Raw genomic sequence first — 13,444 nt, 5'->3', positions numbered from 1 at the left:
TCCCCAGGCTAGGGAGATCGGCCGGAGGGGGCCGAGGCGATTGGTCCGTTTGACCGGCCCCCGGCGCAACCCTTGGGCCCCCTACTCCCCCGGCCAGCGCGGCGCCCGCCGCTCGTTGAAGGCCGCCACCCCCTCGGCCCGGTCGCCGGAGAAGGCGACGGAGCGCCAGGCCGCGTCCTCGACCTCGAGGCCGGCCCGCAGATCGAGCCCGTGCCCGAGCCGCAGGGCCCGCTTGGCGGCGCGCAGCCCGACGGGCGAGTTGGCGGCCATCCGGGAGGCCAGCTCAAGCGCCGCCTCCCGGTCCCGCCCCTCCTCCACCAGCTGGTCGACGAGCCCCAGCTCGCGCGCCTCGGCGGCCTCCACCCGCCGCGCCGTGAAGACCAGCTCGGCGGCACGGGCCGCCCCGACCCGCCGGGGCAGCAGCTGCGTGCCGCCGCCCCCCGGGATCACCCCGACCGACACCTCCGGCAGCCCCACCACCGCCGTACGGTCGGCCACGATCACGTCGCAGGCCAGCGCCAGCTCGAAGCCGCCGCCCAGCGCGAAGCCGTGCACGGCCGCGATCGTCGGCACCGGCAGCTCCAGTACGCCCGTGTAGGCGGCCCGGGCGACCGGCCGCTGCCGCAGCAGCTCGGCGTCGGAGAAGGAGTTGCGCTCCTTGAGGTCGGCGCCCACGCAGAAGGCCCGCTCGTGCGTGGAGGTCAGCACGACGACCCTGACCCCCCGGTCCTCGCCCAGCGCCGCGCAGGCCGCGCCGAGGGAGCCGGCCATGGCGGTGGAGACGGCGTTCATGGCCTTCGGCCGGTCGAGCACCAGCTCCGCGACGTGCCCCTCCCCCGGCCGCCGCACCGCGACGAACTCCCCGAACCGCTCCTCGCCCATGACACCCTCCGGTTAACGCGGGTTAACAAGTAGTCGGCCCGATCATCGCAGCCGGACCGGCACGACGGAAGGCCGGTCGAACAGCGGCCCCCACCCGTACGGGTGACATCGCCGCGACCCCGGTACCTCGCCCACCGGGTGCGCGTAGCGTCGCTGCGCCGCGCACCGGGGAGGGACCATGCCGACGACGACCGACACACCGGCGAGACCGGAGCCCGAGGAGCCGCCCGGCACCCCTTGGTGGTCCCGACACGGCCGCCACCGCCGCCCCCGACGCCGCCGGGTACTCCTGGCGACGGCGGCGCTGCTCCTGGCGGCCGGCGCACTGAGCCTGGCCCGCCTGGTGCCGGAGCCGGGCGGCGGGGACGCGGCCGGGCCGAGGCCCTACCCGCACCGCGGGCCCGCCCCGACGGCCACCGCGTCCCCTACGACGGACCGCGCGGCCCCCGCGGCGGCGAGCAGCCGCCTCCCGGGCACGTCGGCCCACGCCCAGGGAGCGACGGAGCGGCCGTACGCCCCCGCCCCACCGGCTGCGGCGCCGACGCCGACGCCTGGCGAACCGTCCGTCACGGCGGCGGAGCCCGCCGCGCCACTCCGGCCGAACCCGACGCCTGAACCGGCACCGGCATCGGTACCGAGCAGCACCCCACCCCCGGCGCCGACCCCGGGCCGACCCGCGGAACCGACGTCCGAGCCGGCACCGAAACCCTCACCGAAGCCGACCACCGGACCCAGGCAGCCCGGCCCCAGCCTTCCTCCGCCCCGGAGCGGAGGCGTGTGCGTACCGGTACCGGTGCTGGGCCTGTGCCTTGACGTGTCGATCGGCGACGACTAGCCCTGCGAGCCCTACGACTCCTCGCCGCGCCGCGTGAGCAGCCACGGCTCCACGACGCCCAGGCCGCGCACGGGCCGCTGCCACATGGGCTGGAGCGCGAAGCGGTAGGCCGGCGGCTCCTCGCCCTCCTTCTCCGCGGCGGCGGCCTCCTCGACGGCCTCCGCCTCCGAGGTGGGGGCGTCGCGGGTGCGGATGAGCTCTTGCGCGAAGGCGCTGTCGACCAGGACGGCGTCGCGCGGCGCTATCGAGGTGAGCCGGGAGGCGAGGTTCACGGTGGTGCCGAAGACGTCGCCCATCCGGGTGGTGACGGTGCCGAAGGCGATGCCGACGCGCAGTTCCGGCATGGTCTCGTCGTTGGCCATCGTCTCGATGAGCCTGAGGGCGATCTCGGCGGCGGTGCCGGCGTCGTCGGCGGCGAAGAGCACCTCGTCGCCCAGCGTCTTGATCAGGCGCCCGCCGCGGGCGGCGACCAGGTCGGCGGCGGTGGTCTCGAACGCCTCGACCAGCTCGCCCAGCTCCTCCTCCTCCATCCGCCGGGTCAGCCGGGTGAATCCGACCAGGTCGGCGAAGCCGACGACGAGGCGCCGGTCGACCATCTCCTCGTCGTCGGCGGCCTGGATGACGCGGCCGGCGGAGGCGGCGAGCTGGCGGCGCCAGACGTAGACCAGGAACTCCTCCAGTTCGGGGAGGAGCAGCTCGACGATGGGATACGTGACCTCGGTGCGGGTCATCCCCGGCTCCGGGGGCTCGGTCAGGCCCTCCAGGAAGGAATCCATCTGCCATTCGGCCAACCGGGCGGTGGTCTGCCCGGTGGAGCGGGCCACCTGGACGGCCATGGCCTCGCTGAGCAGCCCCGCCTCCACGAGGCCGGCGAGGCGGCGCAGGGCGAGGACGTCGGCCTCGGTGAGCGCCTTGGCCTGGCCGATGTCGGCGAAGCCCATGGCTCGCCAGAAGCGGGACGCCAGCTCCATGGAGACGCCGGCGCTGCGGGCGGCCTGAAAGGGGGTGTAGCGGCGCTCGGCGCCGAGGATCAGCTGTTCGAGGCGGAGGGCGAGCGGGTCCCCGCCGGGGTCGGCGGGCTCTGGGTCCACCCGGCCGTCCCCGTCCGTGCCGGAGCCCGTGTCGTCGACGGTCACGCCTGCTGCCCTTCTGATCTGCCGCGGTCAGTTTCGACCGGGCCCAACTTTACGTCAGGTGTGCCGTGGCTCACTCCTGAGAGCGCGGGGGTGCCGCAGGTATCGCACCGGCGGGACTGCATGCCCTTAGGGGCGCGGGGAACTGCGCGACCAGCCACGACGGCGGGTCAGTCGCGTACGGCGGGAAAGGGGCATCACGCCGGGCGCAGATGGACGATGTCACCCGCGCCCACCGGCTCCTGCACGCCCGCCCCCGTACCCAGCACCAGCCGCCCCTCCCCGTCCACCGCCACCGCCTCCCCGACCAGGGCCCGCCCCCCCGGCAACTCCGCCCGCACCCGCCGCCCCAACGTCGCGCACCCCGCCGCGTACGTCTCCTGAAGGCCACTGGAGACGGGATCCCCACTCACCGACCGCCACCGCGTGTACCAGTCCTCCAGCGACCGCAGCACCCCCCGCAGCAGCGGATCCCGGTCGGTGGACGCGGCCCCCGCCAGCGCGAGCGACCCGGCCTGCGGCACGGGCAGCTCACCGGCGCGCAGCGTGACGTTGATCCCCACCCCGACCACCACCCCGTCCCCGTCGGCCCGCTCCGCGAGGATCCCCCCGGCCTTGCGCTCCTCGCCCCCCACCGTGACCAGCAGGTCGTTCGGCCACTTCAGCGCCGTGTCGACCCCCGCCGTACGCGAAAGGCCCGTCGCCACCGCCACCCCCGTGAGCAGCGGCAGCCACCCCCACCGCGCCACCGGCACCGCCGCGGGCCGGAGCAGCACGGAGAAGAAGATCCCGGAGCGCGCCGGAGCCGTCCAGCGCCGGTCGAGCCGCCCCCGCGCGGCCGTCTGCTCCTCGGCGACCAGCACCGCGCCCTCGGGCGCCTCACCCCCGGCGGCCCGCGCGACGAGGTCGGAGTTGGTGGACCCGGTGCGCTGGACGACGTCCAGCGAACGCCACAGCCCGCCCTCCCGCAGCAGCCCCCGCCGCAGCGCCGCCGCGTCGAGGGGCGGGCGGTCCAGGTCGGACCACCGGTTGCCGGGCCGGTCGGGCGGGGTACCTGAGTCATCGCGGGGCGTCATGCAAGCCACCCTAGGTGTGGGAAAGACCGCACTGCCGAACGCGAGGCCCCGCACTACGCTACGGATGAGTAACCGACCCCCCTTTTGAGCAGGCATGAGCAGGCAGGGAGCCGCATCCCGATGTCCGAGCCGGAAGAGCAGCAGCCCGACATCCACACGACCGCGGGCAAGCTCGCGGACCTGAGGCGCCGTATCGAGGAGGCGACGCACGCCGGTTCGGCTCGGGCCGTCGAGAAGCAGCACGCGAAGGGCAAGCTGACGGCCCGTGAGCGCGTCGAACTGCTCCTCGACGAGGGCTCGTTCGTGGAACTGGACGAGTTCGCGCGGCACCGCTCCACCAACTTCGGCCTGGACGCCAACCGCCCCTACGGCGACGGCGTGGTCACCGGCTACGGCACGGTGGACGGCCGCCCGGTCGCCGTCTTCTCCCAGGACTTCACCGTCTTCGGCGGCGCCCTGGGCGAGGTCTACGGCCAGAAGATCGTCAAGGTCATGGACTTCGCGCTGAAGATCGGCTGCCCGGTCATCGGCATCAACGACTCCGGCGGCGCCCGCATCCAGGAGGGCGTGGCCTCCCTCGGCGCGTACGGCGAGATCTTCCGCCGCAACACCCACGCCTCCGGCGTGATCCCGCAGATCAGCCTGGTCGTCGGCCCCTGCGCGGGCGGCGCGGTCTACTCCCCGGCGATCACCGACTTCACGGTGATGGTCGACCAGACGTCGCACATGTTCATCACCGGACCGGACGTCATCAAGACCGTCACCGGCGAGGACGTCGGCTTCGAGGAGCTGGGCGGCGCCCGCACGCACAACTCCACGTCGGGCGTGGCCCACCACATGGCGGGCGACGAGAAGGACGCCGTCGAGTACGTCAAGCAGCTCCTCTCCTACCTCCCCTCCAACAACCTCTCCGAGCCCCCGGCGTTCCCGGAGGAGGCGGACCTGGAGGTCACGGACGAGGACCGCGAGCTGGACGCGATCGTGCCGGACAGCGCGAACCAGCCGTACGACATGCACACGGTGATCGAACACGTCCTGGACGACGCGGAGTTCTTCGAGACCCAGCCGCTGTTCGCGCCGAACATCCTGACCGGCTTCGGCCGGGTGGAGGGCCGCCCGGTCGGCATCGTGGCCAACCAGCCGATGCAGTTCGCCGGCTGCCTGGACATCACCGCCTCCGAGAAGGCGGCCCGCTTCGTGCGCACCTGCGACGCCTTCAACGTCCCCGTCCTCACCTTCGTGGACGTCCCCGGCTTCCTGCCCGGCGTCGACCAGGAGCACGACGGCATCATCCGCCGGGGCGCGAAGCTGATCTACGCGTACGCCGAGGCGACGGTCCCGCTGATCACGGTGATCACCCGCAAGGCGTTCGGCGGCGCCTACGACGTGATGGGCTCCAAGCACCTGGGCGCCGACCTGAACCTGGCCTGGCCGACGGCGCAGATCGCGGTGATGGGCGCGCAGGGCGCGGTCAACATCCTGCACCGCCGCAGCCTGGCCGAGGCGGCGGCGAGCGGCGAGGACGTGGAGGCGGTCCGGGCCCGCCTGGTCCGGGAGTACGAGGACGCCCTCCTCAACCCGTACACGGCGGCCGAGCGCGGCTACGTCGACGCGGTGATCCTCCCCTCCGACACCCGCCGCCACGTCGTACGGGGCCTGCGCCAGCTCCGCACGAAGCGCGAGACCCTCCCCCCCAAGAAGCACGGCAACATCCCCCTGTAAGGACGAGAGGAGCCGCTGTGATCAAGGTCGTACGGGGCAACCCCACCCCGGAGGAGCTGGCCGCCACCCTGGCGGTGGTCCGAGCCCGCGCCGCGGCGGCGGCCACCGAGCCGCCCGGCGCCCCCCAGCCCAGCCCCGCCTGGTCCGACCCGTCCCGCATAGCAACCCGACACCCGGGCCCGACGGCATGGGCCCGCACCTACTGGCCGGCCTGAGGGGCAGCCCACCCAGGGGCGCGGGGAACCGCGCACGACACGGAATACCCCGCGCCCCACTTGAGTACCCCTACTCAGGCGCCGCCCCCCCGCCAAGCCCCACGCTAGTGGCATGCTCTGGTCCGACCCCGAGAACGAACCCCCCGAAGACCTCCGCGCCACCCAGCACATGCTCCGCCGCCTGACCTTCCTCCTGCCGGTGGCGATGATCCTCGTCGTGATCGTGACCGGCCTCAGATGAGCCACCGAGCCGCCCGTGACTAACCTGACCGCATGACAGACAAGCGCCGCCGCCTCATCCTCGCCTCCCAGTCCCCCGCGCGGCTCGGCCTGCTCCGCCAGGCCGGCCTCACCCCCGAGGTGATCGTCAGCGGTGTGGACGAGGACGCCGTCTCCGCCCCGACCCCCGCGGAGCTGGCCCTCGCCCTCGCCGAGGCGAAGGCGTCCGTGGTGGCCGCGCGGCCGGAGGCCCGGGACGCCCTGGTGATCGGCTGCGACTCGGTCCTCGACCTGGACGGCGAGGCGCTCGGCAAGCCCGCCGACGCCGCCGAGGCCACCGCCCGCTGGAAGGCGATGCGCGGGCGCGCGGGCACGCTCCAGACGGGGCACTGCGTCTACGACACCGCCGCGGGCCGGCACGTCTCGGCCACCGCCTCCACGGTCGTCCGCTTCGGCCACCCGAGCGACGAGGAGATCGCCGCCTACGTCGCCTCGGGCGAGCCGCTGTACGTCGCCGGGGCGTTCACGCTGGACGGCCGTTCGGCGCCGTTCATCGACGGCATCGAGGGCGACCACGGCAACGTGATCGGCCTGAGCCTGCCCCTGCTGCGCCGCCTGCTGGCGGAACTGGGCACGGAGATCACGGAGTTGTGGGCGCCGGCGGCGGACTGACCTCGGGGCTGCCGCCCGCCGGGGCGTAGGCCAGGAGCAGCAGCACGAGCAGCCCCAGCATGACGATCATGAACAGGAAGGGCCCGACCCCCATCAGCCCCCAGGCGAAGGCGCCGAGCAGCCCGTGCACCACGGCGGCGCTGATCAGCAGCACCCGCCCGATCCCGGCCGGCCGGCGGTCGCGCAGCGCCACAAGGAGCGCGACCACGCCGCACAGGGCGAAGTAGAGCCCGAAGACGATGCCGGCGATCTTCGAGGACGTGGCCATGGTGTCGGGGTCGAGGCCGGCCAGAGACATGTCCTGGCGGTCCACGACGATCCCCAGGAACCAGTTCAGCGCGGCGACGCCGAGCGCCTCCAGGAGCAGAATCACCGCCACGACCCACGCCACCGGCCTGCGCACCGCCAGCACGCCCCCACCCGCCTTCCCCACTGTTACCCGAAGTACGTTCGAGACCCCCCGCACGTTACTAACCGGTAAAGGAAGGGACAAGAGGTCGGGCGGGCGCAAAGAATCATTGGGCCATTCGTAGGGACTCCACAAAGAATCGGAGTGGCCCGCAGCACGCTCTCACAGAGACCTTGCCCACACCCTGGGGCTAGGGTTTCCCCGAGGAGTCCGGCGCACCATGGTGCGACAAGGGCTTTCGCGGGTCGAGCGGGCCTCGAATCACGCTCCGTGTGGGCAAGCTCACCATTGGGGACGGGTCGAAGTGCCGTGTCGGCAGTCCCTAAACTCGGCTTGTTTCAAGGAGGGAGCCTCAATCGTGCGCAAGGTGCTCATCGCCAACCGTGGCGAAATCGCTGTCCGCGTGGCCCGGGCCTGCCGGGACGCCGGGATCGCGAGCGTTGCCGTCTACGCGGACCCGGACCGGGACGCTCTGCATGTCCGCGCCGCGGATGAGGCGTTCGCCCTGGGTGGTGACACCCCCGCCGCCAGCTACCTGGACATCGAGAAGGTCCTGAAGGCCGCGCGCGAGTCCGGCGCGGACGCGATCCACCCCGGCTACGGCTTCCTCTCGGAGAACGCCGAGTTCGCCCAGGCCGTGCTCGACGCCGACCTGATCTGGATCGGCCCGCCCCCGCAGGCCATCCGCGACCTCGGCGACAAGGTCGCCGCCCGGCACATCGCGCAGCGTGCCGGCGCCCCGCTGGTGGCCGGCACGCCGGACCCGGTCTCCGGCTCGGCGGAGGTCGTGGCCTTCGCCGAGGAGCACGGCCTGCCGATTGCGATCAAGGCGGCTTTCGGCGGCGGCGGTCGCGGCCTGAAGGTGGCCCGCACCCTCGAAGAGGTCCCGGAGCTGTACGACTCGGCGGTCCGCGAGGCCGTGGCGGCGTTCGGCCGCGGTGAGTGCTTCGTCGAGCGCTACCTCGACAGGCCCCGGCACGTGGAGACCCAGTGCCTGGCCGACACCCACGGCAACGTGGTCGTCGTCTCCACCCGCGACTGCTCCCTCCAGCGCCGCCACCAGAAGCTGGTCGAGGAGGCCCCGGCGCCCTTCCTCTCCGAGGCGCAGCTGGCGGAGCTGTACCGCGCGTCCAAGGCGATCCTGTCCGAGGCCGGCTACGTGGGCGCGGGCACGGTGGAGTTCCTGGTCGGCCAGGACGGCACGATCTCCTTCCTGGAGGTCAACACCCGCCTCCAGGTGGAGCACCCGGTCACCGAGGAGGTCGCCGGGATCGACCTGGTCCGCGAGATGTTCCGCATCGCCGACGGCGAGGCGCTCGGCTACGGCGACCCGGAGCTGCGCGGCCACTCCTTCGAGTTCCGCATCAACGGCGAGGACCCGGGCCGGGGCTTCCTCCCGGCCCCCGGCACCGTCACCCTCTTCGCCCCGCCCTCCGGACCCGGTGTCCGCCTGGACGCCGGCGTGGAGTCCGGCTCGGTGATCGGCCCGGCGTGGGACTCCCTGCTCGCCAAGCTGATCGTCACCGGCCGCACCCGCAAGGAGGCGCTGGAGCGCGCCTCCCGCGCCCTGGAGGAGTTCCAGGTCGAGGGCATGGCGACGGCCATCCCGTTCCACCGCGTGGTGGTCCGCGACCCGGCGTTCGCACCGGAGCTGACCGGCTCCGCCGACCCCTTCACGGTCCACACCCGCTGGATCGAGACCGAGTTCGTCAACGACATCAAGCCCTTCACCGCCCCGGGCGACACCGAGGCGGACGACGAGCTGGGCCGCGAGACGGTCGTCGTGGAGGTCGGCGGCAAGCGCCTGGAGGTCTCGCTGCCCTCCTCGCTCGGCATGTCGCTGGCCCGCACCGGCCTCGCGGCGGGTGCCAAGCCCAAGCGCCGGGCGGCGAAGAAGTCCGGCCCGGCGGCCTCCGGCGACACCCTGGCCTCGCCCATGCAGGGCACGATCGTGAAGATCGCGGTCGAGGAGGGCCAGGAGGTCAAGGAGGGCGACCTGATCGTGGTCCTGGAGGCCATGAAGATGGAGCAGCCCCTCAACGCCCACAAGGCCGGCACGGTCAAGGGGCTGGGCGCGGAGATCGGCGCGTCGGTCACGTCGGGCGCGGCGATCTGCGAGATCAAGGACTGAGCACCGTACGGCCCTGAGCACCGCACGTAAGCCCGTACGACCCTGAGCACCGAGGAGAGCGCCCGGCACGCCGCCGGGCGCTCTCTACGTTTCCGCGGACGACCCGGCGCCTCAGCGGCGCCGCAGATCCGCCACCCGGGCCCGCTGCTCCGCCCCGGCCCCCGGCTCACCGAGCCCCGCGGCCGACCGCAGCCCGCCCGCCGCGCCCGGCAGCTGGCGGCGCGGCCCCGGCAGCGGCACGTCCCGGCGCTGCTGGCGCGCCGGGACGTGATCACCCCCCGGGGCGCCGGGCTTCCCGGAGCCGCCGCCCGCACCCCCCGACGCCCCGGTCACGGCGATGTGCACGCCCTGGTCGGCCAGGGCCTGCAGTTCGGTGGCCGCGCGGTCGTCGTGACCGGGCGGGTCGTCGGTGACCAGGCGGGTGATGAGGTCGGTCGGCACGGTCTGGAACATGGTGTCGGTGCCCAGCTTGGAGTGGTCGGCGAGCACCACGACCTCGGCGGCGGCCTGCACCAGGGCCCGGTCCACGGACGCCGAGAGCATGTTGGAGGTCGACAGCCCCCGCTCGGCGGTGAGTCCGCTGCCCGACAGGAAGGCCTTGGACACCCGCAGCCCCTGGAGGGACTGCTCGGCGCCGGACCCCACCAGGGCGTAGTTGGACCCGCGGAGCGTGCCGCCGGTCATCACCACCTCCACCCGGTTGGCGTGGGCGAGCGCCTGGGCGACCAGGAGCGAGTTGGTGACGACGGTCAGACCCGGCACCCGGGCCAGCCGCCGGGCCAGCTCCTGCGTGGTGGTCCCGGCCCCGACGACGATGGCCTCGCCCTCGCCGACGAGACCCGCCGCGAGATCGGCGATGGCCGTCTTCTCGGCCGTCGCGAGGTGCGACTTCTGCGGGAAGCCGGATTCGCGGGTGAACCCGCCGGGCAGTACCGCACCGCCGTGCCGGCGGTCGAGGAGTCCTTCTGCCTCCAGTGCGCGCACGTCCCGCCGTACGGTCACTTCGGAGGTCTGGACGACGCGGGCGAGCTCACGGAGCGACACGGCCCCGTTCGCGCGCACCATTTCGAGGATCAACTGGCGACGTTCTGCTGCGAACACGAAACTGACAGTAACCCCAACGACCGTCTGCTTTCAGCAGTATGCGCCGAATTACAGAAGTTGTTCGCACACAGGTCCCAGACGTGCTATACGGCCCGCCTATGCCACCCGCACGCCCGGCAACTCCCTGTGACCGCCGAGCAGTCGGATCCGGCCGCTCAGCCCTCGCCGCTCGCCTTCCGGGTGTGCAGCTGCCGGGCCACCTCGGCGATCGACCCCGAAAGAGACGGGTAGACGGTGAACGCGTTCGCGATCTGTTCGACCGTCAGGTTGTTGTCGACGGCGATCGAGATGGGGTGGATCAGCTCGGAGGCGCGCGGCGCGACGACGACGCCGCCCACCACGATCTCGGTCCCGGGCCGGCAGAAGATCTTGACGAAGCCGTCCCGGATGCCCTGCATCTTGGCCCGCGGGTTGCGCAGCAGCGGCAGCTTGACGACCTTGGCGTCGATCTTGCCGCCGTCGACGTCGGCCTGGGAGTAGCCGACGGTGGCGATCTCGGGGTCGGTGAAGACGTTGGCGGAGACGGTCTTCAGGTCGAGCGGCGTGACCGCGTCCCCGAGGAAGTGGTACATGGCGATGCGCCCCTGCATGGCGGCGACGGAGGCCAGGGCGAACACACCGGTGACGTCACCGGCGGCGTAGACCCCGGGGGCTGAGGTCCGCGAGACCCGGTCGGTCCTGATGTGCCCGGAGTCCTTGAGCTTGACGCCCGCCTCCTCCAGGCCCATCCCCTCGGTGTTGGGGATGGCGCCGACCGCCATCAGGCAGTGCGAGCCGCTGATGACCCGCCCGTCGGAGAGCGTGACCTCCACCCGGTCCCCGACCCGCTTGGCGGACTGGGCGCGGGAGCGCGCCATGACGTTCATGCCGCGCCGCCGGAAGACGTCCTCGAGGACGGCGGCGGCGTCCGGGTCCTCGCCGGGCAGCACCCGGTCCCGGGAGGACACGAGCGTCACCTTGGACCCGAGCGCCTGGTAGGCCCCGGCGAACTCGGCGCCGGTGACACCGGACCCGACGACGATCAGTTCCTCGGGCAGCTCGTCGAGGTCGTACACCTGGGTCCAGTTGAGGATCCGCTCGCCGTCCGGCCGGGCGTCGGGCAGCTCGCGGGGGTGCCCGCCGGTGGCGATGAGCACGGCGTCGGCGGTGAGCGTCTCCTCGCTGCCGTCCGCGGCCCGCACGACGACCTTCCGCGACCCGTCCAGCGCCTGCATGCCCTCCAGCCGCCCGCGCCCGCGCATGACGCGCGCCCCGGCGCGGGTGACGGAGGCGGTGATGTCGTGCGACTGGGCGAGCGCGAGCCGCTTGACGCGCCGGTTGACCTTCCCCAGGTCCACCCCCACCACCCGGGCGGCCTGCTCCAGGGGCGGGGTGTCGTCGGCGACGATGATCCCCAGCTCCTCGTAGGAGGAGTCGAAGGTGGTCATCACCTCGGCCGTGGCGATCAGAGTCTTCGACGGCACGCAGTCGGTCAGCACCGACGCACCGCCCAGGCCGTCGCAGTCGACGACGGTCACCTCCGCGCCGAGTTGGGCGGCCACCAGCGCCGCCTCGTATCCGCCGGGTCCGCCACCGATGATCACGATCCGAGTCACGTACCCCATTGTCCCGCACCCATCAAGGTGGCACCGCCCCGGGTCACGGCTGCCCCTTCCCTCCCTGCCGTACCCTCTCCCCATGTCGCTCTACGCCGCCTACGCCGGCAACCTCGACGCGCGGCTGATGACCCGCCGCGCCCCGCACTCGCCGATGCGCGCCACCGGCTGGCTGAACGGGTGGCGGCTGACCTTCGGGGGCGAGCACATGGGCTGGGAGGGCGCGCTGGCGACGCTGGTCGAGGACCCGTTGTCGCAGGTGTTCGTCGCGCTGTACGACATCGCCCCGATGGACGAGGACTCGCTGGACCGCTGGGAGGGCGTGGGCCTGGACATCTACCGCCGCACCCGGGTCCGGATCCACACGCTGGACGGCGAGGAGGGCGCGTGGACGTACGTCCTGAACGGCTACGAGGGCGGGCTGCCCTCGGCCCGCTATCTGGGTGAGGTGGCCGACGCGGCGGAGTCGGCGGGCGCGCCGCACGACTACGTCATGGAGCTGCGCAAACGCCCCTGCTGACCCCCGCTCGTCGTTTCCTCCACATCAAGCGTCGCAATCCCGTGACCTCCGTCATCTACGCGCGTAGGCGATAAGCCGCTACCCTCGTCGGCGTGAACGCATCTCTTCTTCCGGACGGCATCCAGGGCGACCCGCACGCCGCCGCCGACGCCGCCGCGGCCCGCCTGCGCGCCCTCACCGGCGCCGAGACCCACGACGTCGCCCTCGTGATGGGCTCCGGCTGGGCACCGGCCGTGGACGCCCTGGGCGACCCCGAGGCCGAGCTCCAGGTCACCGAGTTGCCGGGCTTCCCCAAGCCGGCGGTGGAGGGGCACGGCGGCAAGGTCCGCTCGTACGCCGTCGGGGACAAGCGCGCGCTGGTCTTCCTGGGCCGCACCCACTTCTACGAGGGTCACGGGGTGGCCGCCGTCTCGCACGGCGTCCGCACGGCCGTGGCGGCGGGCGCCAAGACGATCGTCCTGACCAACGGGTGCGGGGGGCTCCGCGAGGGGATGCGGCCCGGTCAGCCGGTGCTGATCAGCGACCACATCAACCTCACGGCGACGTCGCCGATCGTCGGCGCGAACTTCGTCGACCTGACGGACCTCTACTCGCCCCGCCTGCGGGCGCTGTGCAAGGAGGTCGACCCGTCCCTCGAGGAGGGCGTGTACGCCCAGTTCCCCGGGCCGCACTACGAGACGCCGGCGGAGATCCGGATGGCGCGGGTCATCGGCGCGGACCTGGTGGGCATGTCGACGGTCCTGGAGGCCATCGCCGCGCGGGAGGCGGGGGCGGAGGTGCTGGGCATCTCCCTCGTCACCAACCTCGCCGCCGGCATGACGGGCGAGCCGCTGAACCACGAGGAGGTCCTCCAGGCCGGCCGCGACTCCGCCGCGCGGATGGGCTCCCTCCTGACCAAGGTCCTGGCCCGCCTGTAGGCGACCGGCGCGGG

13 protein-coding genes are annotated in these 13,444 nt (G+C 73.1%); 7 read left to right on the top strand and 6 right to left on the bottom strand.

The window, feature by feature from the left end; all coding sequences use genetic code 11:
* Positions 1-81 precede the first annotated feature (81 nt).
* The 3 genes from ACGFZL_RS08215 to ACGFZL_RS08205 form a co-directional block, all read right to left on the bottom strand.
* Positions 82-882 carry an enoyl-CoA hydratase-related protein gene (locus ACGFZL_RS08215; protein ID WP_355174543.1) on the bottom strand — a complete coding sequence of 267 codons (801 nt, stop codon included), beginning with the start codon at positions 880-882 and terminating at the stop codon, positions 82-84.
* An 846-nt stretch (positions 883-1,728) separates the two neighbouring features.
* Complete coding sequence (locus ACGFZL_RS08210; protein ID WP_355174545.1) at positions 1,729-2,853, bottom strand: adenylate/guanylate cyclase domain-containing protein; 1,125 nt, start codon at positions 2,851-2,853, stop codon at positions 1,729-1,731.
* A 194-nt stretch (positions 2,854-3,047) separates the two neighbouring features.
* Complete coding sequence (locus ACGFZL_RS08205; protein WP_393690098.1) at positions 3,048-3,926, bottom strand: biotin--[acetyl-CoA-carboxylase] ligase; 879 nt, start codon at positions 3,924-3,926, stop codon at positions 3,048-3,050.
* A 120-nt stretch (positions 3,927-4,046) separates the two neighbouring features.
* Here ACGFZL_RS08205 and ACGFZL_RS08200 point away from each other — a divergent pair, with 120 nt between their 5' ends.
* The 4 genes from ACGFZL_RS08200 to ACGFZL_RS08185 all read left to right on the top strand — a co-directional run bounded on the left by ACGFZL_RS08200 (position 4,047) and on the right by ACGFZL_RS08185 (position 6,754).
* On the top strand, positions 4,047-5,648 hold the full coding sequence (locus tag ACGFZL_RS08200; protein WP_393690097.1) for an acyl-CoA carboxylase subunit beta: 1,602 nt from the start codon (positions 4,047-4,049) through the stop codon (positions 5,646-5,648).
* A 17-nt stretch (positions 5,649-5,665) separates the two neighbouring features.
* Complete coding sequence (locus ACGFZL_RS08195; protein WP_393690096.1) at positions 5,666-5,863, top strand: acyl-CoA carboxylase subunit epsilon; 198 nt, start codon at positions 5,666-5,668, stop codon at positions 5,861-5,863.
* 112 nt (positions 5,864-5,975) lie between these two features.
* Positions 5,976-6,104 carry a morphogenic membrane protein MmpB gene (mmpB, locus tag ACGFZL_RS08190; RefSeq protein ID WP_355174553.1) on the top strand — a complete coding sequence of 43 codons (129 nt, stop codon included), beginning with the start codon at positions 5,976-5,978 and terminating at the stop codon, positions 6,102-6,104.
* A 32-nt stretch (positions 6,105-6,136) separates the two neighbouring features.
* Positions 6,137-6,754 (top strand): nucleoside triphosphate pyrophosphatase, encoded by a 618-nt coding sequence (locus ACGFZL_RS08185; protein ID WP_393690095.1) that lies wholly within the window; start codon positions 6,137-6,139, stop codon positions 6,752-6,754.
* Here ACGFZL_RS08185 and ACGFZL_RS08180 read toward each other — a convergent pair.
* The gene (locus ACGFZL_RS08180; RefSeq protein WP_393690203.1) at positions 6,723-7,163 is read right to left on the bottom strand and encodes a hypothetical protein; all 441 of its coding nucleotides are present in this window, start codon (positions 7,161-7,163) and stop codon (positions 6,723-6,725) included. The two genes, ACGFZL_RS08185 and ACGFZL_RS08180, sit on opposite strands and share 32 nt — an antisense overlap.
* Before the next feature lie 358 nt (positions 7,164-7,521).
* Here ACGFZL_RS08180 and ACGFZL_RS08175 point away from each other — a divergent pair, with 358 nt between their 5' ends.
* Positions 7,522-9,294: an acetyl/propionyl/methylcrotonyl-CoA carboxylase subunit alpha gene (locus tag ACGFZL_RS08175; protein ID WP_393690094.1), complete on the top strand. Its 1,773-nt coding sequence runs from the start codon at positions 7,522-7,524 to the stop codon at positions 9,292-9,294.
* A gap of 111 nt (positions 9,295-9,405) precedes the next feature.
* On the opposite strand, the gene ACGFZL_RS08170 is transcribed toward ACGFZL_RS08175, so the two are convergent.
* Together ACGFZL_RS08170 and ACGFZL_RS08165 are read right to left on the bottom strand one after the other, a co-directional pair.
* Positions 9,406-10,395: a DeoR/GlpR family DNA-binding transcription regulator gene (locus ACGFZL_RS08170; RefSeq protein ID WP_393690093.1), complete on the bottom strand. Its 990-nt coding sequence runs from the start codon at positions 10,393-10,395 to the stop codon at positions 9,406-9,408.
* Between the two features lie 158 nt (positions 10,396-10,553).
* Positions 10,554-12,002: an NAD(P)H-quinone dehydrogenase gene (locus ACGFZL_RS08165; protein ID WP_355174561.1), complete on the bottom strand. Its 1,449-nt coding sequence runs from the start codon at positions 12,000-12,002 to the stop codon at positions 10,554-10,556.
* Between the two features lie 73 nt (positions 12,003-12,075).
* On the opposite strand from ACGFZL_RS08165, the gene ACGFZL_RS08160 reads away from it, so the two are divergent.
* Positions 12,076-12,513 carry a gamma-glutamylcyclotransferase gene (locus ACGFZL_RS08160; RefSeq protein ID WP_355174563.1) on the top strand — a complete coding sequence of 146 codons (438 nt, stop codon included), beginning with the start codon at positions 12,076-12,078 and terminating at the stop codon, positions 12,511-12,513.
* Between the two features lie 92 nt (positions 12,514-12,605).
* Positions 12,606-13,430 (top strand): purine-nucleoside phosphorylase, encoded by an 825-nt coding sequence (locus ACGFZL_RS08155; RefSeq protein WP_355174565.1) that lies wholly within the window; start codon positions 12,606-12,608, stop codon positions 13,428-13,430.
* Positions 13,431-13,444 lie beyond the last annotated feature (14 nt).

This window comes from Streptomyces sp. NPDC048182 (genome assembly GCF_043202555.1).
In the GTDB taxonomy this organism is placed as follows: Bacteria; Actinomycetota; Actinomycetes; order Streptomycetales; family Streptomycetaceae; genus Streptomyces.
The sequence above is the reverse complement of the archived record's forward strand: the minus strand, read 5'-3'. Positions and strand labels throughout refer to the sequence as shown.